Source organism: Vibrio sonorensis (assembly GCF_001854765.1).
Classification (GTDB): domain Bacteria; phylum Pseudomonadota; class Gammaproteobacteria; order Enterobacterales; family Vibrionaceae; genus Vibrio; species Vibrio sonorensis.
This window is the reverse complement of sequence record NZ_LJJE01000092.1, coordinates 68,686-89,935: the sequence shown is the minus strand read 5'-3', so window position 1 is coordinate 89,935 and position 21,250 is coordinate 68,686. Positions and strand designations below refer to the sequence as shown.

22 protein-coding genes and 2 pseudogenes are annotated in these 21,250 nt (G+C 44.5%); 9 read left to right on the top strand and 15 right to left on the bottom strand.

The window, feature by feature from the left end:
- The first annotated feature begins 6 nt into the window (after positions 1-6).
- Both BLO31_RS16225 and BLO31_RS16220 read left to right on the top strand, forming a co-directional pair.
- Positions 7-744 carry a helix-turn-helix domain-containing protein gene (locus tag BLO31_RS16225; RefSeq protein WP_070969710.1) on the top strand — a complete coding sequence of 246 codons (738 nt, stop codon included), beginning with the start codon at positions 7-9 and terminating at the stop codon, positions 742-744.
- A gap of 121 nt (positions 745-865) precedes the next feature.
- Positions 866-2,908, top strand: a complete 2,043-nt coding sequence (locus tag BLO31_RS16220) for a VIT and vWA domain-containing protein (protein WP_070969004.1) — start codon at positions 866-868, stop codon at positions 2,906-2,908.
- Here the strand turns inward: BLO31_RS16220 and BLO31_RS16215 are convergent.
- Positions 2,888-3,649, bottom strand: a complete 762-nt coding sequence (locus BLO31_RS16215) for an MBL fold metallo-hydrolase (protein ID WP_070969002.1) — start codon at positions 3,647-3,649, stop codon at positions 2,888-2,890. The two genes, BLO31_RS16220 and BLO31_RS16215, sit on opposite strands and share 21 nt — an antisense overlap.
- A 453-nt stretch (positions 3,650-4,102) precedes the next feature.
- Between BLO31_RS16215 and BLO31_RS16210 the strand changes: the two genes are divergently transcribed.
- The gene (locus BLO31_RS16210; protein WP_070968999.1) at positions 4,103-5,407 is read left to right on the top strand and encodes a dicarboxylate/amino acid:cation symporter; all 1,305 of its coding nucleotides are present in this window, start codon (positions 4,103-4,105) and stop codon (positions 5,405-5,407) included.
- 338 nt (positions 5,408-5,745) lie between these two features.
- A pseudogene (nhaD, locus tag BLO31_RS16205) lies at positions 5,746-7,181 on the top strand (sodium:proton antiporter NhaD).
- A gap of 4 nt (positions 7,182-7,185) precedes the next feature.
- On the opposite strand, the gene BLO31_RS16200 reads toward nhaD, so the two are convergent.
- The 3 genes from BLO31_RS16200 to BLO31_RS16190 are packed head-to-tail and all read right to left on the bottom strand — an operon-like array spanning position 7,186 to position 9,409.
- Complete coding sequence (locus tag BLO31_RS16200) at positions 7,186-7,569, bottom strand: hypothetical protein (protein ID WP_070968997.1); 384 nt, start codon at positions 7,567-7,569, stop codon at positions 7,186-7,188.
- Positions 7,566-8,045, bottom strand: a complete 480-nt coding sequence (locus tag BLO31_RS16195) for a methylated-DNA--[protein]-cysteine S-methyltransferase (RefSeq protein WP_070968993.1) — start codon at positions 8,043-8,045, stop codon at positions 7,566-7,568. The genes BLO31_RS16200 and BLO31_RS16195 overlap by 4 nt, the downstream gene beginning before the upstream one ends.
- Positions 8,045-9,409, bottom strand: coding sequence for an Ada metal-binding domain-containing protein (locus BLO31_RS16190; RefSeq protein WP_070968988.1), 1,365 nt, complete (start codon positions 9,407-9,409; stop codon positions 8,045-8,047). The genes BLO31_RS16195 and BLO31_RS16190 overlap by 1 nt, the downstream gene beginning before the upstream one ends.
- 251 nt (positions 9,410-9,660) lie before the next feature.
- Between BLO31_RS16190 and BLO31_RS16185 the strand changes: the two genes are divergently transcribed.
- Positions 9,661-9,864, top strand: coding sequence for a hypothetical protein (locus tag BLO31_RS16185; RefSeq protein WP_070968984.1), 204 nt, complete (start codon positions 9,661-9,663; stop codon positions 9,862-9,864).
- A gap of 52 nt (positions 9,865-9,916) precedes the next feature.
- On the opposite strand, the pseudogene BLO31_RS16180 reads toward BLO31_RS16185, so the two are convergent.
- A pseudogene (locus BLO31_RS16180) lies at positions 9,917-10,758 on the bottom strand (LysR family transcriptional regulator).
- A gap of 171 nt (positions 10,759-10,929) precedes the next feature.
- Here BLO31_RS16180 and BLO31_RS16175 point away from each other — a divergent pair.
- Positions 10,930-11,286, top strand: a complete 357-nt coding sequence (locus BLO31_RS16175; protein WP_070968983.1) for a MaoP family protein — start codon at positions 10,930-10,932, stop codon at positions 11,284-11,286.
- A 54-nt stretch (positions 11,287-11,340) separates the two neighbouring features.
- Here the strand turns inward: BLO31_RS16175 and BLO31_RS16170 are convergent, their stop codons facing one another.
- The 6 genes from BLO31_RS16170 to BLO31_RS16145 all read right to left on the bottom strand — a co-directional run bounded on the left by BLO31_RS16170 (position 11,341) and on the right by BLO31_RS16145 (position 16,348).
- The gene (locus BLO31_RS16170; RefSeq protein ID WP_070968980.1) at positions 11,341-11,592 is read right to left on the bottom strand and encodes a DUF3081 domain-containing protein; all 252 of its coding nucleotides are present in this window, start codon (positions 11,590-11,592) and stop codon (positions 11,341-11,343) included.
- A 109-nt stretch (positions 11,593-11,701) separates the two neighbouring features.
- On the bottom strand, positions 11,702-12,067 hold the full coding sequence (locus BLO31_RS16165) for a bactofilin family protein (RefSeq protein WP_245688517.1): 366 nt from the start codon (positions 12,065-12,067) through the stop codon (positions 11,702-11,704).
- Positions 12,034-12,975, bottom strand: coding sequence for a M23 family metallopeptidase (locus BLO31_RS16160; protein WP_070968977.1), 942 nt, complete (start codon positions 12,973-12,975; stop codon positions 12,034-12,036). The genes BLO31_RS16165 and BLO31_RS16160 overlap by 34 nt, the downstream gene beginning before the upstream one ends.
- A gap of 237 nt (positions 12,976-13,212) precedes the next feature.
- Positions 13,213-14,601 (bottom strand): SLC13 family permease, encoded by a 1,389-nt coding sequence (locus tag BLO31_RS16155; RefSeq protein WP_070968974.1) that lies wholly within the window; start codon positions 14,599-14,601, stop codon positions 13,213-13,215.
- Positions 14,602-14,821: 220 nt separating this feature from the next.
- Positions 14,822-15,679 carry an alpha/beta hydrolase gene (locus BLO31_RS16150; RefSeq protein WP_070968971.1) on the bottom strand — a complete coding sequence of 286 codons (858 nt, stop codon included), beginning with the start codon at positions 15,677-15,679 and terminating at the stop codon, positions 14,822-14,824.
- 75 nt (positions 15,680-15,754) lie between these two features.
- Positions 15,755-16,348: a TetR/AcrR family transcriptional regulator gene (locus BLO31_RS16145; RefSeq protein ID WP_070968968.1), complete on the bottom strand. Its 594-nt coding sequence runs from the start codon at positions 16,346-16,348 to the stop codon at positions 15,755-15,757.
- A gap of 190 nt (positions 16,349-16,538) precedes the next feature.
- Here BLO31_RS16145 and BLO31_RS16140 point away from each other — a divergent pair, with 190 nt between their 5' ends.
- A complete protein-coding gene (locus BLO31_RS16140) occupies positions 16,539-17,561 on the top strand; it encodes an acyltransferase (RefSeq protein ID WP_070968965.1) in 1,023 nt (340 codons plus the stop codon).
- Between the two features lie 43 nt (positions 17,562-17,604).
- Here BLO31_RS16140 and BLO31_RS16135 read toward each other — a convergent pair whose 3' ends face one another.
- The 3 genes from BLO31_RS16135 to BLO31_RS16125 form a co-directional block, all read right to left on the bottom strand.
- Positions 17,605-18,135 (bottom strand): DNA mismatch repair protein, encoded by a 531-nt coding sequence (locus BLO31_RS16135; protein ID WP_070968962.1) that lies wholly within the window; start codon positions 18,133-18,135, stop codon positions 17,605-17,607.
- Positions 18,129-18,515, bottom strand: coding sequence for an MAPEG family protein (locus BLO31_RS16130; RefSeq protein WP_070968959.1), 387 nt, complete (start codon positions 18,513-18,515; stop codon positions 18,129-18,131). The genes BLO31_RS16135 and BLO31_RS16130 overlap by 7 nt, the downstream gene beginning before the upstream one ends.
- Before the next feature lie 96 nt (positions 18,516-18,611).
- Positions 18,612-19,073 carry an HPP family protein gene (locus BLO31_RS16125; RefSeq protein ID WP_070968955.1) on the bottom strand — a complete coding sequence of 154 codons (462 nt, stop codon included), beginning with the start codon at positions 19,071-19,073 and terminating at the stop codon, positions 18,612-18,614.
- 97 nt (positions 19,074-19,170) lie between these two features.
- On the opposite strand from BLO31_RS16125, the gene BLO31_RS16120 reads away from it, so the two are divergent.
- Both BLO31_RS16120 and BLO31_RS16115 read left to right on the top strand, forming a co-directional pair.
- Positions 19,171-19,725, top strand: coding sequence for a TetR/AcrR family transcriptional regulator (locus BLO31_RS16120; RefSeq protein WP_070968952.1), 555 nt, complete (start codon positions 19,171-19,173; stop codon positions 19,723-19,725).
- An 85-nt stretch (positions 19,726-19,810) separates the two neighbouring features.
- Positions 19,811-20,161, top strand: a complete 351-nt coding sequence (locus BLO31_RS16115) for a MerR family transcriptional regulator (RefSeq protein ID WP_070968949.1) — start codon at positions 19,811-19,813, stop codon at positions 20,159-20,161.
- Positions 20,162-20,172: 11 nt separating this feature from the next.
- Here BLO31_RS16115 and BLO31_RS16110 read toward each other — a convergent pair whose 3' ends face one another.
- Positions 20,173-21,144: an aldo/keto reductase gene (locus BLO31_RS16110; protein ID WP_070968946.1), complete on the bottom strand. Its 972-nt coding sequence runs from the start codon at positions 21,142-21,144 to the stop codon at positions 20,173-20,175.
- Positions 21,145-21,250: the final 106 nt, after the last annotated feature.

Sequence of the window (21,250 nt, the reverse complement as noted above, 5' to 3'; positions counted from 1 at the left end):
GATACCTTGTCAGAAAGCCAAAGAGTGATCACTGAGCTTAAACGCCAACTGAAACTGCGCGATATTCAATACACCGATGTCGCCAAGCAACTCGACCTTAGCGAAGCTTCGGTAAAAAGGCTACTGGCAGAAGGCACCAGTCTAAGTTTGGAACGATTGAACGCCATTTGCACTATGATTGGCATTGAAATGGGCGAACTATTTCAACTAGCCAACGCCCACAATCGCGGGTTAAAAGAGCTGACCTATGAACAAGAAAAACAGCTGATTGATGACAAAGTTTTGCTCCTTGTTTCCGTTTGTGCCATCAACGGCTATTCCTGTGAAGATATCTTAGAGCAATATGACCTGAGCAAGAACGAACTGACTCAAAAGCTCGCTTTACTCGACCGTCTAAAAATCATCGACCTTTTACCCGGAGATCGCATTCGATTAAAAGTATCACCCGCGTTTCGCTGGATACCTGGTGGACCCATTCAGGTGTTCTTCCACCAGCACGTATTGAATGAGTTTTTCCGCAGCTACTTTAATAAGCCTGAAGAGAAGCTAGTGATGAGCACTGGACTTCTCTCTAACGCCAGCCACCACAAGTTGCAAAATAAGATCGACAAGTTGGTCAGCGATTTTTACGCCACGTGCAAAGAAGACACTCAACTGAATATGGAAGAGCGCCACGGCACCTCTATGGTGGTCGCGCTTAGACCGTGGAACCTTCCGTTGTTTGACCAACTGGAGAAGTCGTAAAACTTAGCACCCAAAGTTGCAATATACGCTACTTGGCTAAGCAAACTTCTTTCCGCCTTTTCTATTCGACATTCTAGCTCCAAGAGGAAGCGGTTATACCGCGCAGTCAAGGAGACTTAAAATGTCGAAATTCATCCCAGTAATCAAACAAGCACTGGCTTTTGTCGTAATTATCGTCGCTGTATTGATCAGCCCAAACTTACTCGCCAGTGGTCTATTATCACCAAAAGAGAGCCAGCTCCTTCCACTAACCATCAAACATCATCACGTCGATGTTCTCATCGAAGATGGATTTGCAACCACGGTGGTAGAACAAGAGTTTTACAATCCGAACGCAACCGAACTCGAAGCCCTTTACAGCTTTCCCATTCCAGATAAAGCCGTCGTAGGTGAGTTCAGCTACTGGATTAATGGGCAGCAAGTCATTGCAGAAGCCGTAGAAAAAAATCGCGCAAAAGAGATTTATCAGCAGCAAAAATCTCAAGGTCAATCCGCAGCCGTCGCTGAAAAAAATGAGCACTATGACTTTAGAATTCGAGTCTTTCCGGTGCCATCACTAGATACGGTTAAAATCCGATTGGTCTACTTGCAAGGGCAACTTCTCGACCACGGTGTTGGACATTACGTATATCCGCTAGAAGAGGGTGGCGTAGACGAACAAGCGAAAGCATTTTGGCATCGTGAGAACACCGTCGAATCGGGTTTTTCATTTAACGTTAGAGTAAAGTCAGGCTATCCAATCGATGCCATGTACCTACCCTCACACCCAGAGGCACACTTATCTAATCCTAATGGTGAAAGTCTAGGGATCTGGCAAGCAAAGCTGAGCAATAGTGCTAATTTAGAAAGTGAACAGGACAAAACGCCACTCCAGTTAAACAAAGACATTTCCGTTTATTGGAGATTAGCCGAGGGTCTGCCCGCCAGACTCGATATGGTTGCTTACCGCAACACTGAGCAAAGTAATAGGGGAACCGTAAAGCTCACCTTTACGCCCGGTGATGACTTATCCGCAATTACACAAGGACGCGACTGGGTTTTTATCTTGGATAAATCCGGCTCTATGGACGGTAAGTACGCCTCACTGTTAGACGGAGTGAAGCGAGGACTTTCTCGCCTACCTAAGTCAGACCGTTTCAAAATCGTATTATTTGATAATAACGCCTATGCGCTCAGTTCGAGTTTTGAAACCGCAACACCGGCTAACGTGAAAAACGCAATTAACAGTGTAAATCAGCATCAACCAAGCGGTGGCACTAATCTATACGCGGCACTGGAAAAGGGACTTAAGGGGCTAAACACCGATCGACCAACTGGGGTTGTACTCGTGACCGATGGTGAAGCCAATGTCGGTGTGACCGAACGAGCCCGTTTTCTCGATTTGATTCGACAGCAAGATGTCAGGTTGTTTACCTTTATCATGGGTAACGGAGCCAACAAACCTCTATTGGTTCCTATGACTGAGATTTCCAATGGATTTGCAGTCAATATTTCCAACTCTGACGACATGTATGGGCATATTGCCAACGTCAGCAGTAAGCTCAGCCACCTAGCATTTCAAAACATCAAGGTCGATGTCGACGGGACGGATATTAAAGATATAGTGATCTCCCCGACAAGCCGCCTATACCGCGGTGAACAACTCACTTTGATGGGGCATTATTTCTCATCGGGTATTAGCAATATCACTTTGACAGCCACGATAAATGGCGTTGAAAAGACCTATAAAACGCAAGTTGAGCTACCAGAGGAAAGCCCCGAATTTCCAGAGTTAGAAAGGTTATGGGCATTTTCCAACATCGAAAAATTGGCGAGGGAAGCGGATTATCTCGGAGAAACTCGCACCGAAACCGAGCAGGCGATGATAGATATCGCTCTAGAATACGGCCTGCTCACCGACTACACCTCACTGCTAGTGGTCGAAGAACAGGTATTTGAACAGCTCGGAATCGAGAGAAGTAACCTAAAACGAGTCAACCTCGAACGTCAGCAGCGTGCTAACAGAGAAAACAGTAACGCTGACAGTACACGAGCTGACTCTCAAGATCCCATGTTCTCTTCGCCGGCACCGACTCACTCTGGAGGCGGAGGTAGCCTGAACTATCTCGTACTGTTTGCCTTATTTGGATTATCGATAAGTCGACTAAGGAAGTTTCGCCGTTAGATTGTACGAGATCGCCGACTTTAATATTTGCTTATCATGTCTTTGTTGCTCGGGTAAGCAGACCGCCGGAGGTGGTTCCGCCTCCGGTTTAACGCCTTCCTTTAAGCAGTTGGCTCCGTGTAGCTTTTTTTCTCCACCAGTTGAACACTCATGTCCTAAGTAGACGTGAGTGCTCTCTTCCATGTTGTACAACTTGGTTAGCGCCTGATACAGGTGCTCACCTGCAACGCCACTATGCTTTTCTACGCTCTCTTTGTGAAAAAGCGCATCTCCAACAAACATGGCGTTGCCAATCTTAAATGTCATATCACACTCACTATGCCCCGGTGTATGTAACACTTCTAAATCGGAATCTCCAAATTCAAGATGCTCTTGATCGAGCAGTAAATGCTCGAACTCATACAGGTCTTTCAGCAATAGATCGTCTTTCCATTGCGAATAGACCTCTTTTACTCCTTCAGCAACATTAATGGGCGCGCCTAGTTTTTCACTTAAATAAAAAGACCCGGTCAAATGGTCGGAGTGAATATGGGTTTCCATAATCGCAGAGACATGTAATTGATGTTCTTCAATATAGTTGAGAATTTCTTGTACTGAGTCGAAGGCAATTTTTCCACTATCAACATCGTAGTCGGCAACGGGGTCAATAATGATGGCTTCTCTTGTCGCTTTGTCAGAGACCACATAACTTATTGTGCCTGACTGAGGGTGGAAAAAGTGTTGAATATCTTGAGAAGCCATACAACCTCCAAATTTGGATGAGAAGGAAACGAGAGTGCTAAAACCTTTCTAGTTTAGTTGCACTTTACTCACCCTACCAATATCGAAAACCGCAAATTTAATTGCCAATAGCACTCTAAAAATTTGGTTAAATTTCGAATATAAGCTGAGTAAACAGCGGAAAAGTTCGATGTTAGTTATGGGCATTGAGATGCCTTGCATCCAACTGCCTATCTATTGATAAAGGTATCTAAAGCAAACGTTAACACAATATATGTTACAGGGTGATAAAATTAGATAATAACACTATAAACAATTGTTAATTTGGCGTTATATTTTGGTAATTTTAAGTGATCGAGATCACACATAGGAATCGTTACGCCGTTTTGCGTTTGTTGAAGATCTAACAGCACTGATAACCTCCGGTTCACTTCGAAATGACGTCGAAGTGCATAACTATAAGGAGTGTTCACTATGAATACCAAGAAACCTATGTCGTTAACCAGCCGAGTGATTCTAGGCATGGTAGCGGGTATCTTGACGGGGTTCATTATTCGTACCCTATTTACAGACAACGGATTTGTAGACGCATACATAGTAAATGGACTTTTTGAAGTCGGTGGAAAAATCTTTATTGCAAGCTTAAAAATGCTCGTGGTACCACTGATCTTCGTTTCGCTAGTATGTGGTACTAGCTCTCTAAAAGATATTTCTACCTTGGGTCGTATGGGAGGTAAAACCCTCGCGTTTTACATCACGACCACTGCGGTAGCCATCACCCTAGCCCTTGTGATGGGTAACTTGTTCCAACCAGGTGCCGGTGCTGACTTGACCGCAGCAAACACTTTCACTTCCGCAGAAGCGCCATCTTTAGGACAAGTGATCATCGACATGTTCCCAACCAACCCTATTAGTGCAATGGCGGAAGGGAAAACGTTGCAGGTCATTGTCTTTGCCGTGTTGTTTGGTATCGCGATCAGTGCAGCGGGTAAGCCCGGTGAGCGCATCGCTGCGATTTTCTCAGACTTAAACGAAGTCATAATGAAGTTAGTTGCCCTCTTGATGAACATCGCTCCTTACGGCGTGTTCTTCTTAATGGCAAAGCTTTTTACTGGCTTGGGACTAGGCGCCATTGTCAATCTTGCTGAGTACTTCTTAGTACTTGCTGGCACCTTGATTCTGCATGGCTTGGTCACTTACAGCTTGATGCTCAAAGGCCTAACAGGACTTAGCCCAATCACCTTCCTGCGCAAAATGGAAGATGCCATTATGTTTGCATTTTCAACCGCCTCTTCCAACGCCACTATTCCAGTGACAATGGAGACGGTGAAAAACAGAATGGGCGTAAACAACCGAGTTGCTTCGTTTACTGTTCCACTGGGGGCTACCGTTAACATGGACGGTACTGCAATCATGCAAGGTGTGGCTACCGCCTTTATTGCTCAGGCGTTCAATATTGACCTCACCATGACCGACTATCTTATGGTTATCATGACGGCGACGCTAGCATCGGTTGGAACCGCAGGTGTACCGGGAGTTGGTCTGGTTATGCTGGCGATGGTTCTCAATCAAGTTGGTCTACCACTAGAAGGTATCGCACTGATCATGGGCGTTGATCGCTTGCTGGACATGATTCGTACGGCAGTAAACATCACTGGTGATAGCGCAGTATCGGTGATTGTTGCCAAATCAGAAGGCGCTTTTGATGAGTCTCGATTCCACGACCCACACGCCGGAGAAAAAGAAGAAGAAGTTCACTTAAGACAATCCAAAGCGTAACTCTTTTTTCCAAATCCCCGATTCAGTTCGGGGATTATCCTTGCTCTTTCGAGCATTTAACTCGTTGTTTTTAGTCGTTTCACTATCATTCTAAAAGCGACAACGCTATTTGTGCAATCGCGTTAACAGATTGAAAATATCTTTGTCTAACTTTGTTTCTAATTAGTTAGTCACGATCAAACCCACTTCACACATTGGTCAAAAAAACCCCTTTAGAATAAGTGTTGTACCTGCTTTGAGTACGGGTATATCTCGGTCAATACGCCTGTTGGGACGTCAGGTTAGCAGCATCACAATGATCGAGAATTAAAACAACAAATCTTTCAAAGGAATGAGCCATGCCGAAATTGACCTGCTTGACGATTCTTCTTTCTATTTTTTTGCCTTCTTTTGCCCTTGCATCAAACCACACTAGCGACCAGTTTACCGATACCACTTTAGGCTATGTGTGTGTAATGATCTTTGTTAGTGCTTACCTTCTAGTCATGCTTGAAGAGTACCTTCAACTTAGAAAATCCAAACCCGTTTTACTGGCCGCAGGATTAATTTGGGCCATTATCGGCTATGCCTTTAGTCAATCAGGTGAAATAGAACTCGCCAAGTCTGCACTAGAGCACAACTTACTTGAATACGCCGAGTTATTGCTCTTTCTTCTAGTCGCGATGACCTACATCAGCGCGATGGAAGAACGGAGGTTATTCGATGCGCTACAGGCATGGATGACAGGGAAAGGTTTCGACTTTCGCTCGTTGTTTTGGCTAACGGGCATTTTGGCATTTTTTATCTCGCCCATTGCGGACAACTTAACCACCGCATTACTTATGTGCGCCGTAGTGATGAAAGTCGCCGGAAACAACCCAAAATTTATCAACTTAGCCTGTATTAACATTGTTGTCGCCGCTAACGCCGGGGGCGCATTTAGCCCATTTGGTGATATTACTACCTTGATGGTTTGGCAGGCGGGGCACGTTTCCTTCTCAGAGTTTATGCCGCTGTTTTTGCCTTCAGTTATCAACTACCTGTTACCGGCAATTCTGATGTCTTTCTTTATTCCCAACACCAAGCCTGATGTCGTCCACCAACACGTCGAGTTAAAGCGAGGATCACGTCGCATTGTCGCCCTGTTTATTCTCACTATAGCGACGGCGGTAGCCTTCCACGCTGTACTCCACTTCCCACCGGTTATCGGTATGATGATGGGGCTCGCTTATCTACAATTTTTTGGCTTTTACCTTCGCAAAACACTCAAACGTTCACTGGCCAAAAAGCCGCACTCGCCATTGCTAACCGCGACGACTACGCGCTTAAACGTCTAGGATCGGTGGTTCCATTCGATGTGTTTCGACGGGTTTCCCACGCCGAGTGGGATACTTTACTCTTTTTCTACGGTGTGGTGATGTGTGTCGGTGGATTGAGTCTGCTCGGTTACTTAACGGAAATATCACACATTATGTATACCCAATGGGATCCAATTTGGGCCAATATTGTGGTCGGCGTTCTGTCCGCTATTGTCGATAATATTCCCGTTATGTTTGCCGTACTCACAATGGAGCCCGTCATGTCAATGGGGAACTGGCTTCTGGTGACACTCACCGCTGGGGTTGGTGGTAGCTTACTCTCTATTGGTAGTGCAGCAGGTGTGGCACTGATGGGAGCAGCGCACGGAAAATACACTTTCTTTGGTCATTTAAAGTGGGCTCCGGTCATAATGGTGGGCTATGTAGCGAGTATCGCCGCCCACCTATTGCTCAACGGCACCCTGTTTACCAGTTAAGCATTTACTGAAGCTCTTGCGGAGCGAGCTGCCAAACATTGGAAAGTTGGTGTTTGGCACACTGTTGGCAAGTTAATAATTCTCCAGAGCCGTGGATACGCATCTTGATATCTTCGCGATGTTCTTTGGAGCTATTTCTCTGCTGGATATATATCATGCCATCTTCGACGCGATAAACTTTGCTAATTCGCGTCATTCCTTCGATCTCGTGATATACCGTCCCTTGGTCAAAAATCAGGCGATCACTATTGTATTGATTAATGTATTCGCCTTTAAAATCGTAAGTTTTTCTATTTGCCCATTGATCCAGCTCTTCTTCAAAACATCCTTGAAGCATTGAGCTGCTACACACTAACATGATGGCTTTCGCCATCCCTTTGTTTATCATTCTGTTTCCGATTGTTCTAAATCTAGCAGAGCGGCTTTTCTCTCAACACCTCCGGCGTATCCTGTCAGTTTGCCACTCTTACCAATAACTCGGTGGCAAGGCACGATAATAGAGAGGGGATTCTTCCCATTTGCCGCACCCACCGCCCGTACTGCTTTGGGGTTGCCGATATTATCCGCTACATCCTGATATGTACACAACTTACCGTAAGGTATTTTTTGTAACACATTCCAAACGCGTTTTTGAAAATCTGTACCCTGAGTATCGATTGGCAAATCAAAAACGGCTCTATGCCCGTCAAAATATTCTACTAACTGTGCACAAGCCTTTGTCAAGATAGGATTTTCATCGTCTCGTTCACCGAGCTGTTCGGGTCTTGTAGTATGAGTTTCGAACCAAGCTCCACACAGCCCTTTGTCACTTGTTTGAATCGTCAAAAGCCCCAGTGGTGTGTTGAGTATAGTGTATTTTTTCATTATGCATGACTCCAGCAATGTAAGGTGGCGTAACTCCCCCAAGGAGAGACGGTTTCAGCATTTAACTCAGGAAACTTTTTTAAAGCGTGTTTGACAACCAGGTCATCGCTTAAAAAACGATTACTTTCGCTTTGCCCTCGCAGCAAGGCATAGTTAACTGTCCATGGCCCGATGCCTTTCAGGGTTAGCCAATCACTTACCGACCCTTCTGGGTTGTCGCACACCCAGCTCGCCAAGCGTTGCAACGTCTCTTTTCGGCTGTTGGGCATCTTTAAAAAGGAAACGTCCCCATCTCGGACTTGCTGTGGTGTTGGAAAAGCGTGATTATCTCCATCACCCAAGTTGCTCACAAGGTGATTTAGATGCGTTATCGCCGCTTTTACAGAGACTTGTTGGCCCAGTATTGCTCTCACACCAGCCTCCCACGTTGACCAAACCCCGGGGATGCGAATGCCTGAATAACGGACCAGTTTAGGAGACACATGCAAGAGATGTTTTTCCACCGAGGTTAAATCTACATCTAAATCGAATACTCGTCTGACGCGTCGAACGAGAAGATTTAAACGAGTGATATCTTCAATTTTGTATTCGAGTAGGAGAGAGTGGTCTGTCGCTTTTTGGACTCTTATCCAAGCTTTGGTATCACCAATACAGGCATGGCGCTCATAGCTAACATCATCGACCTTTTCTATTCCTTCAACAGCTCGAAGGCGATAAAAATCCAACGTTCTATCCCAATCTATGCGACCTTTAAACGTCAGCAGTATTTGATGAGATGAATCGCCCACTGCTGTTTTACCTCTTATTTGACTCGGTGAAAGCTGCAAGGTTTTTAAAAACGCATCATTAAATCGGCGAACACTTCTAAAACCGCTTGCAAAGGCAATATCCGTAATACTCATTTTACTTTGATGCAGTAATTGCTTAGCAAACATCAACTGGTGATAAAGGGCATATTGCTTTGGTGAGACGCCTAAGTATCGCTTAAACAATTGGCGAAGGTACCTATCGCTTATCCCCAATCGCTCAGCTAACTGCGATAAACTCCCTTCCCTCAGTGCACCCTGTTCGATTAAGTTGATGGCTCGTTCAAAGGTGGTTTCAACCCCTTTCCATGCATATGACCTTGGTGCACTATCTGGACGGCAACGCAAACAGGGTCGATACCCTGCGTTTAAGGCTTGTGACTGATCGTGGAAATACTCGACATTTTCCTCTTTAGGCAAGTTAGCTGGGCATATTGGCCGACAGAAAATATTGGTCGTTTTCACCGCGATGTAGAAGGCACCATCAAAACGGGCATCCCTAGCCATACGAGCTTTCTGACACTGGTCGCGATTTAGTGGCTGGTCAATTGGAAACATACTTGTCCTTAAAACACCTTGAAGCGATTTACGTCCTTTTATTTTACGCCAGTCTATCTTAAGTACTCGCCACTTTCGGAACTGAATGTATCGAAAAGCACCGAGACAAACTCATTAGCTCGTCGAATAAGTTTGCATGTTTGCAAAGTTGTTGTCTAAGGTTAGTGAAGGCTTGGAGTAGATCGCAATTCAAATAATCACGATTTCTCTATTTAACGACAATAATACTTCTGTTCACAAGGAAGTTGGCTATGAACTTACATACTTGTACTATCGTTTTGAATAATCAGTTAAAGCTGACCAGCTCTAGCGTAGATCAGTCTTTGGGCTTTATTGATCAATACGGCCATTCTAGTATCGAGAAAGTGTTGATCGATGCTTCGGAAAACGGTCAAATCCACTCTTTTCATCACTTATCACTTGAAGAGTCGATTGAGAGTTTAATGGATTTATAACGCCGTACGCTTGCTGAAAAACGCCCCTACCGTTGGGGCGTTCAATTGCCAACTAGTCGTCGCCTTGCAACAGCCTTTCGACTTGTTCTATCGCTTCTATCGATGTGCTCGCTTTTCTATAACTCAAATAGACTGGCCGAGGCCAAGGCGTAACGTCACCGACTCTAAACAGCTCCCCGCTTGTTAAGTGCGGTTCTACCAAACTTTCTGGTAGATAGGCCGAACCACCTTTTTCAAGAATAAAATCTAACGCTATTCGAGCGGTAGAGGTTCGCAAATAGGGTGCGGGTATTTTGGGGTGGCGTTCTCCGTGTTCGGAAGAAAAACGAGTGCCCCAATCTACGTAAATGTATCGACTCGCAAAAATATCGCTTAAGTTTTTATTTTCCGTAGAGACCAATACCAATGTGAGACTAGATACTTGTTTGCAATAAAACTCGTCAGCTTTAATCGGGTCTAGAGCAAACGCCATATCTAAAGTGCGTTCTTGCAAGTTACGCGTCAATGTTTCGCGGCCCATCACTTCCGCGATAAATCCGTAACCACCAAATGCTCCAGTGACCACACTTAAGCAGGATTGTAAGTAGCGTCCCATACGTTGGGCGTGCCACCCATGGTGAGTTGCAGTGCCTTACCACTCTCTAATGACAATTCCATCTTCGCTTGTTGTAAGGTCGTCACCATCACTTCTGCGTAACCTATCAAACGTTCACCGGAAGAAGTGAGCTTGATATTATTGCGATCTCGAATAAACAACTGGGTGTCAAAATAGCTCTCCAGTTGCTTGATTCTCGCACTCACGGCCGCTTGGGTGATATACAGATTCTCTGCCGCTTTTCCAAAGTGGCGAACTTTAGCTAACTCCAAAAACGTTTTAAAGACTTTTACGTCCATTTTTCTACTCCGGCATAACTGCCAAATGTGTCATTGTTGTTTAACTTATTATGAATACAGATTAATAATAAAATTCTATCCTGACGATAAAAAACTTTTGTTTTTCTTTTTGGCCAATTAGTCCTAATTTTCGCTTTGAATCATTCTATTAGCTCACAGGGGCACGGGACTATGTCCGATATTCAATTTCGTCCGGGTAAAAAACGATTTTACGACAACACTAAATTTCCGCGAGGTTTTGCGAAATCGGGAGATTTTACGCTCAGCGAAGAAGAGATCCTAATCTTTTATGGTGACACTATGGTTGCACTAGAAAATGGCGAGATCCACGCTGAAAACAGTGAAGAAAAACACTTTCTAAAGGTGTTAGATAACCCAGGGAAAGCCAAAACAAAACTAGAGCGTACTTGGCTGAAATACACCCAATTGGCGAGGGGAAGAAAACGTTTTCACACCCTTAACGGCCGCAGTAAACCCGATAGTGTTAGCGAAGACTTTTCGGAAGAAGTAAGCCTTGTAGAAGACTAACAATCTTTATCTCAGCCCCTTAATCGGGCTGAGATAATATCGTTGCGGTAAGCGTTACTTGGAGAGCAAAGCAACTTTCTTTAAAAAGCTGTCTCTGAGGTGCTCTTGATCGTACTCAAGGTGATAGGTATTGTGAAAGCCAACTTTAAGCTCCACACCATTGCCACGCATATAGATATTGTAGCCATCATAATCTGAGAAAGCCTCAATACCCTCGTACATCTTGCCGTGCTCTGTCGGGGTGCCTCGTTCCATCACCATTTCGTAAGCATGCAAAATTTTGTTGGGATCAAGTTCGTTTTTCATCACTTGTCCTCCTCTCTCGACGTCACCTACATATAAGTATGGTCGAGGAAGAGTTGGTGCGCCAAACTGACAAGTGACTCAGATCAAGTGTTGCAAAGATTAGTACGCGTTAACTGGCATTAATCTGCTTTTTTTCACTTTGCCCATCGGTCGCAGTAGTAATATCAACCACCGGCTTGGCTTTACCCGGCTTAGTTTCACCGTTGAACCTACCGCCTTGCTCAATGCTCAAGTCGTCAGTATATAGGGTACCAGTTACTTTACCTTGCGACAGAATTTCGATTTTTTCTGCATGGCAGTTGCCGTCGAATGTCCCGTTGATAACCACCCGCGAAGCGTAAACATCCCCATAAACCGAACCTTGTTCACTGATCAACAAAGTTTGATCCGCATGGATCTGTCCTTCAATTTTTCCGTCAACCTGAAGGTCTTTTTCAAGTTTTAGCTGTCCGGTGACTTGGCAGCCTTGTGAGATGATAGTTGTAGCTGAGTACTGACCCTTTGCTCGACCTTGTTTACTAAAGAATCCCATTGAATGCCTCTGATTTTAGTGAAAATAGTATCAAAGTTATCGACCCCCCAATCGACAAATGCCCTTGGATCCAGAGCTCGTCCCACAAAACGCACTTCATAATGAAGGTGAGGACCTGAAGACAAACCGCTATTACCTGAGTAAGCAATCAGATCCCCTTTCTGAACAAACTCACCGCGCTTAACGGCAAACTTGTTCAAGTGTGAATACGAGGTGGTAAAGCCATACGAATGCTGCAATTGAAGAAAATTACCCGAGCCTTTTTTGCTCGGACGAATCACTTCGACAACACCGTCGGCTGGTGCGTAAATCGGCGTTCCAGTATTCACCGCAAAATCGAGTCCGCGATGAAACTTGATAAACCCTGTCACTGGATGCTTGCGCTTACCGTAACCAGAAGACAAACGCGCATTGTGTACAGGTGCACCACTAGGAATCTGAGTTAACATCACCACGCGAACAGAAGAAGTAATCGCAGCAGTATCAAGGCGAGTATCAAGTTCGCCTTCCGATTCACCAACACCGAGTACCTTTTCAAGATCGCCCAAGCGATCGGAAACCAAATTAAACTTTTCTTCACGTTCAACTAAGTCGTTTTCTAAGTTCGCTTTTAAGTCTTTCAGCGACTCGACTTCTTCGGTAAGAGACATCTGTTCTTGTTGCAGTTCCTGCTGTTTAACAACCGCAAAGTCTCGTTCGTGTTTCAAGTAATAAATAGTGGTTCCAGCGATCACTGCGCCCACAAGAATAGAGCAACTGACCCCTTTCAATAGGCGTCTTAGCTTTTTACCAAAGTGAAAATGTTTCGTCCCATGTATCGATGATACTGAGACCACTACTCTGTCTTTCATATTTATTGTGGTGGTAAGCTCTGTTCCTGCAGCAGGATACTATCAGTAGCGAGTTTGGGAAAAAAAGTTCATGACTCAAACATTGCACCCAACTCACACGCTTATTGTTAACTTTGTGATTGAGGCTCGAATTATAGTGGGCAAAATCAAAAAATAAACCATATAAATTTTGAAGCTAGAAAAAATAAAGACCAGTGTCACAAACACCGGTCTTTACCTTAAACTTCATACGGTAATCTAGAGCCAAAAAACCTGTGCAATCATCGCTAATACAGCGATACACGCTAGGTTTAAAATCACTCCCACTCTCATCATCTCTTGCTGTTTAATATGACCAGAACCAAACACTATCGCGTTAGGTGGGGTGGCCACCGGAAGCATAAAAGCGCACGAAGCGGCAACGGCGATAAGTACAGACAGGATCACTGGTGACATTCCAAACACTTCCGCCACACTCGCAAACACGGGGATAAGTAGCGCCGCGCTTGCTGTGTTGCTGGCAAACTCTGTTAAGAAAACCACAAATAGGGCTACCACGGCGATTATTGGGAATATCCCCCAATGGGCAATCCATTCACTTAAGCTATTGGCAATAAAGACACTAGCTCCTGTCGCTTTGAGGATATTACTCAAACAGATACCTCCGCCAAATAGTATCAACACACCCCAATCAGCAGTCTTTTCAATATCTTTCCAATGCACAACTCTGGCAAAGTTAACCGCGACGATAGCACTTAGGGCTACAATAGTGTCGAACCTAGCATAGCCACCGATAAGAGCGTTAATAGGCTTACTAAAAATCCAAAAGACAACCGTAGTCGCAAAGATTAGCAAAGTGACGACTTTGCCCTTATCCCAGTTCACTGGTTCAAAATTCAGCTCAAATTCGCCACTGAGATCCGGTTTCAATACTAGATGTAAAACTAATATGGCGACAGGAAGCATGATCAAGGTAGTTGGAAGACCAAATGCCATCCAGTCGGTAAAAGTTAAGCCGACCTCCGCAGCCGCAATAGCGTTAGGTGGACTTCCAACAACGGTGGCAATGCCACCAATACTGGCGCTGTAGGCGATGCCAAGTAAAACAAACACATATGTTTTGTGTTCACTCTCAGCATTCACTTTGCTCAATACGCCTAACACCAGTGGTAACATCATCGCCGTGGTCGCTGTATTACTGATCCACATCGATAGTGCCGCAGTGACGCCAAATAGCATAAAAACGGCGACGCTCATTCTTCCCTTAGCCATAACCAGTACTTTATCGGCAATCACTTTGTCCAAACCTTGTCGGTGCATTGCCGCAGCAAGAGCAAAGCCACCAAGGAACAAAAAAATGATCGAATTTGAAAAGTTGTTAAGCGCCGTTTGTGTATCAAAAACGCCAAAAAGCACCGCCATGATCGGGACCAATATGGCAGTAATAGTGACGTGAAGGGCTTCCGTTAGCCATAAAATAGCAATAAAGATTAGTGTACTGATCCCCAGTACAACCTGAGGATCAAAGGGCAAAGTGTGGTAGAGAATGGCAAACAAAAGAACATCTGCCAGTATAATTAGACTGTTTCGGTTAAAAAACCATTCACGAGTGTTGGTGGGTAAGGGTACGGTATCGTTCTTATTCATTATTATTTCCTTTGTCAGGATGGGCTCACTATCCCAAGCGACCGAACTGCTCCAAGTTCTTTTGAACGTCGCTTAGCCGTTATAGGATCCCATACAATTAACTAAGGAGATATTAATTCGTCAGAATTTGTTAACCACATCAACATTGTGGTTATTTTCATAACATACCCATTACAAAAGTCGAAAACTTAAGCCAAACGTACCAAATCTATGCGCTGCGTTATTTATCAATTTGTGCAATCAAGTCAAAGCTTTCCATAACTTGAGTACATTTCATTACTCGCCCGTGTCCTTGCCCTTTTGTCGCCACTAAAGCCACCATATCAAGTTCCACGGCAGCTTTCTCTGAAACAGAAAACGGACTGAACTTATCTTCTTTGTCGTGCACTATCACCGTTGCCGAAGTCCTGTTTTCTAGTCGGCCATATGGGTCAATGTTAGTAATTGGATATCGATATTCTTGCTCGATTTCAGAAACCACCGCATTAAACAAACGCATAGAGTATCCAGAACGTTCAACGCTGCCGAACAGGTTCTCTAGGTACTCTAAAACCGGCGCAATCAACAACAGCGGGCAATCTTTAATCTTTGCGTGTCGACACTCTAACGCCGAGGCCGTTCCCATACTATGAGCAACGACGCCAGCTACATGATCAACACTGTCCAATACTGCCTCTAAACCGTGGACAAATGCGGGTATGTGGCCGTATACCCCTTCACTTTCTCCATGGGCAGGATGATCGTATGCCAAAGCCGTGAAGCCTCTCTCCGCAATATGCTGCATCAAGGGGTAAAACTGACTCGCTGTTCCCGACCAACCATGAGTTAGTACCCATACCGGCCCTTCACCTAAAGAGTAGGTCGCAAGCCTACCTTCACTAGATTGTACTTCACCTTTAATAAGATCTTTTGGCGCTTTGTTCTTAGGCTGACTTCGATTTGGAGTCAGAAAGAGTCTTCTTGCCGTTTTTTCTGCGTGTTTGGGGGCAAGTGCATGGTGCAATTTTGTGCTCATTCCTATCAGGCTTCGACGAAAGCTAAAGCCTTGAGAGGTATTAAAATAGATCTTCTCACTCATTGTTTTGTCCTTTTAGAACGACCGTGCTTTTTTAGTTTAAACAAAAAGCAGAAACCGAGTCTGCTTTTTGTAGAATTAGTTAGTTTGCCAATCACTTATCAGGCGCTTTACACCGCACCAGAAGTGCTCACAACTGGCCTGTTTTCCCTTGACCGAATAAAACAGATGGGCACTCAAGTAAAGACCATAAAGTTCGAAGCTCGCTTGATTAACATCTAAGTCTGCTCGAAATTCTCCCGACTCTTTGCCTTTGCCAATCTGAATAGCAAGGTAATCAATCCAGTGGGTAATGGTCTGCTTTAGTGCCAGTTGCGTCGGCTCTTGTTCGCTGTCTACTTCTCTCCAAGCATCCAAAAACATGCAACTGCCTTGAAAGGAGTGATTCCAACTTAGCCAGTTATCAAGTAGCGCGTGGATCTTGTTCTCCACTTTGTCGAAATTTGCCGTTCGCGCAGGCGTAATAACTCTGGTGATAAAAGTGCGATTGGCATACTCCAGTACACTTATTTGCAAATTGTCTTTCGAGTTAAAATGCGCAAATAAGCCACTTTTAGACATAGCACAGTGCTTAGCCAATGCGCCAATGGTTAAGCTTTGCAAACCATTTTCGCTAGCAAGTTCAAATGCTTTTGCCAGAATATGCTCTTTTGTTGCTTTACCTTTACCCATTGTCACTCACTACTTTTGTTGCTTACTATTTTTAGCACGATCGTACTATTAATCAAGTGTTAATTGACTCTAAAAATACACGAATCTTAAATTATTCTTAATGTAACGGAAGCTTAAAATTTGAACCAAAACAGACTATTAAATCATCTCCATGATAAATTAGCTTAATTATCAATATTTTGGTGTAAGTATGAATAAGAAGATTATCAGTAGTCTCGAATTGGGACGAGTCGTGGCAATCTTTGCTATCTTAGCGATGCATTGCGGTATGTTTTACAGCTATTTCCAGTTCAACGAAGAACCTTGGTTTGCCTACATATTTAATCAGCTAACGCGTTTTGGCGTTCCGCTGTTTTTCTTGTTGGCTGGTTTTTTTGTTCAACCAAAGTTGGCAACTGCCCCACTTGACACCCTCAAACAGTATTCAAAACCCTTGGTAAGGATCTGGGTGGTATGGAGCGCAATTAGTCTGCTTTTCCCATTCCAGTGGCACGTCGTCATGCAAAACGGCTATCTCGCCGAACGAAAAGGCTATTGGGGCTATCTTGGTGAAGCGCCACTTAACTCATTGCTCGAAGGTGGGTTAGTTCACTTGTGGTTTATTCCTGCGCTAATCATGGCGGTCGGTCTTATTGCTTTACTCAACCACTACAAGCAAACCCGTCTGTTATTACCAATTGCGGTCGTGCTTTACATTTATGGCGTATTGGCTGGAAGCTATGTCGTTGTCACTGACCTGCCTTCGCCATTTTTCACCCGAAATGGACCTTTCTTTGCCACTCTAATGGTCGCTATTGGCTATTTGATTCGCCAAAACGAGTTTACGTTAAAGTCAAAAACCGCAGCAGCAATCGCCGTCTTAGGCTTGCTTATCCACTTCGGCGAAGCTTTTGCACTTGATGGCTATGATGCCGCTTTTAACGCACATGATTACCTCTTTGGTACAGCGCTTTGGGCTACTGGTCTTTTCCTTTGGTTACTCAACCACCCAGACCTAGGAAACAACAAAGTTGTGCACTACTTGGGTAAGCGAGTGCTCGCTATTTATGTAAGCCATATTATTTTTATCATTGCTATGCAGAACGTGGCGGGGATGTATGGCTTCCAAGGTCCAATGGGTGACTTGGTCGTATTTGGTGGTACGGTGGTTATCACCCTGCTGTTTGTCGCCATTGTAGAGCGAACTCCTCTACAAAAATGGTTGATTCGATAACCATTGACCCAGTAGACAAGTGGCCGCACCGCGCGGCCATTTTTTATGGTTTGCGCGCTAAGTCTCTTGCCAATATAAGCGCTAAGCCAAAAACTTGCAGAAACAAACCAATGTTTTTATACCAAGCAATGCGTTCATTAAACCCCAGCATTTGCTCTGACACTGCCACATTTCCCAAGTACAAATCATCGATTCGATTGCGTTGAACTTGCTGAGCCATCTCTATTTTGTCGAGAAAGGTTGGCAATGATTCAAGCGCAAGATTTTTCGGTTCTGAATTAATCCAAGGCGCCAACTGCTCTTTAACTGCTGTAGTAACGGGGTTATCGTGAGACTGATCATTTGCAATAGAAAAGTAGAGCAGCAAAAACTCTCGTTTTCGTTCTAAGGTTTCAACGTGGTTCCAAGCTAATTGGATGGAATAGAGGTTTTCTTCCTTTTTTTCACTCAGTTCTGCCACTTCATCACTGAGGTCATCCAGCACAATGCTGGACATAACTATCGCTGCGATGTTGAGGAGCAAACCTATCAACACCAGTAACCAAGCGGGAGGCACAGCTTTTTTTATTACCATAGGTAGCCCCAAGGCAAGAAAAAAACGTTGGCCACCATCAAAGTAACAAGACACGTGAAGGTCAGTTTCATACTTTTCACTCGGTAGGAAAGGCGCTCGTTTAGTATCGCCCGAGCGTGCATCACTCTAGAGATAACAAATAGCCCCCCAATTAGGTGCACAAACCACAATGGCGCACCGTTATACTCCACTAAAGCCATCAAAATCAGCACGATGGGAATATAATCGACGGCGTTGCCATGCGCACTTCTTGCGATTGCCAATGCTTCCACGCCTCCGTCTGAGTATTTCACCTTGGCTTTTCTGCGCTGAAAAATCACTTGAATGGCAAGAAACAGCAGTAACCCTGCTAGAACAACTGCATAGAGTGCAGTGACCATAACCACTCTCCTTATTACAAAACCTCAGTGTGCGTTAAGCACCTGTTCTAATAAGGTTAGCTTATGGCACCATCATACTAATCAGTTTATCGAAATTTAATTGGCGCTCTTTGTCTTCAGTTGATTAGAAAGCAGTCGACAGACCTTTCCACCAGCAACCAAAGTCATTGCTCCCACTAACACTGGAAACAAAATAAATAGCCAACTTTGACCGCTTAACATGATCACCATTGGGTTGGCTCCTGCTGGAGGGTGTGTGGTTTTCGTCACCAGCATAGTCGTCACTGCCAAACCAGTCGCCAACGCTAGTGTAATGGGGGAAACCGTTAAATATTCAGTAAACAGCACACCGATAAATGCGGTAACAAAATGGCCGCCAATCACATTCTTCGCTTTAGCTAACGGGCTTTCAGGTAATCCAAATATCAAAACTGCAGACGCACCAAAGGGCGCCATGATCAAAGCGAGTTGACCATTGATCTGATCTAGCCAAGCAAGTATTCCAATGACTACCGCGGTAGCCACACCCGCAATAGTAGGTCCCCAAATCTCTTTCATAATATCTCCTAACCATTAAAAGTAGACAAGTCTGTCTCCTTTTACGGTAGACAGATCGGTCTACTCATGTCAAGATAATAATGATTAGGAGGAAAAAATGGCAGACAAACGACAGCTACTTATCGATACGGCACTGGATCTTTTTTACCGATTTGGCATTAACACCATTGGTATCAACGAGGTGTTAAAAGTTTCTAAAGTGGCTAAAAAAACCCTATATACCCACTTCGAAAGTAAAGATGCGTTAATTTTAGCTTCACTCAAGCAAAGAGACGCCATCTTTGTCGACTGGCTGACAAACGAAATCAATGGGCATCCAACCAATGAGGCCATGATTTCTGCTCTTTTCGACGCCTTGGACAACTGGTTCAACAATCGCGTATCACACTTGTGCCCGTTTAGAGGGTGTTTTTTTATCAACACCAGCGCGGAGTTTAGCGAAGAAGAAACGGAGATTTCGCGCTACTGCCTCGCCCATAAAACCAAGATTAAAAATCGCATCAAAGAGGCGATGCCACGTGAAGACGAATCCCTGCTCGACAATCTATGTCTAGTGAAAGAAGGGGCGATTGTATCCGCTTATGTCAGCCGAGATTTGAACGCTGCAAAAAAAGCTAAGGCCATGTTTTTAAAAGAAAAGCATTCTATATAATTTCAGAGGCGGATCGCAATTTTTGCCGATTCTATTGAGGTAGACTCTAACTCAATTTCGATTCGACACTTTTAGGGAAGTACAAATGAGAATTCAAGAAGTCGCAGAAAAGAGCGGCCTGTCCTGTCATACGCTTAGGTACTATGAAAAACAAGGTCTTATCTACAATGTCCCTAGGGACGCGTCAGGGCATCGCTACTATCGCGAACAAGACCTGCATTGGATTCACTTTGTGCAGTGCTTAAAAAAAACAGGTATGCCGCTTAAAGATATTCAAAACTACGCAAAAATCGCACTCGACCAAGAGAAGCGTTACGACTTTCTATTGGAGATTCTCGTTGAACACAAAACGCGCCTCGACGCCCAAAAAGCGGACATCGAGGAGTGTTTGGAACACGTAAACTGGAAAATCAATCACTACAACACTCTGCTTTAAGCCAAGGACGCTTACAAACCGTGAAACAAGTTAGCATGGACTTTATCGATGTGCTTAAGTTCATCTTGAGTTAACGTCACTTGCGCAGCAGGTAATAGTTGCTCAAGCTGTTCTGGAGTTCTCGCTCCTAGAATAGAGCCAGTAGAAGCAGGGTTCGTCAACGTCCAAGCAATACTCAACTGGGCAACCGTCACCTGCTTTTCTAGCGCTACACCGCGTAAAAACTCTATAAACTCTAGGTTCTTCTCAAACAGAGGAGAAGCAAACTGATGACTCTTATTTCGCCAATCTCGTTTATCTAAGTTTGCTCTGCGCTCTAAACTCCAACTACCAGTGAGAAGTCCATTAGACATAGTAGAGTGATGAATAGTACCCACATTGTGCGCTTCGCACCAAGGGAGCACTTCGCTTTCGACGTCGCGATTAAGCAAAGAAAACCCCGGCTGGTTAGACACCACTGGCGCAATCGCAGCAACTCTTTCAAGTTGATCCACTTCGAAGTTTGAAACGCCGATGTGCCTTACCTTCCCCGCTTTTTGCAGTTCAGTTAGACAGTACCAAGCTTCTTCGAGTTCGTAATTGGGAACGGGGCGATGGATTTGATAGAGGTCGATACACTCCACGCCCAAACGCGACAAACTCAGGTCAATTTCTTCAACGATGGATTGCTGAGAAAGACGATTAATCAACTCACCACTGCCGCCTTCCTCCCAACGAAATCCGCACTTAGTGAAAATAAATGGAGTGTGAGAGCTCTGTTTTAAGGCTTTGCCAATCACGACTTCCGCATTCCCTAACCCATAGGCAGGCGCAGTATCTATCCAATTGATCCCCTCATCCAAAGCTTTGTGAATTGTCGCGATAGAGTGCTTTTCGTTTTGGCTCCCCCAGCCCCATTCTCCAATATCTCCGCCAATAGCCCAGCTGCCTAACCCCAATACGCTGATATCCAAATCGCTGTTACCTAGACGACGAGTTTCCATAATGTGTTCTCCGAGTTAACGAGTTATCTGTGGTTGGCCGACATTGAAAGGGTTTGAGTTAACTCTAAGGCAAAAGCAAGAATTTCATATTGTGATTAAAATCACA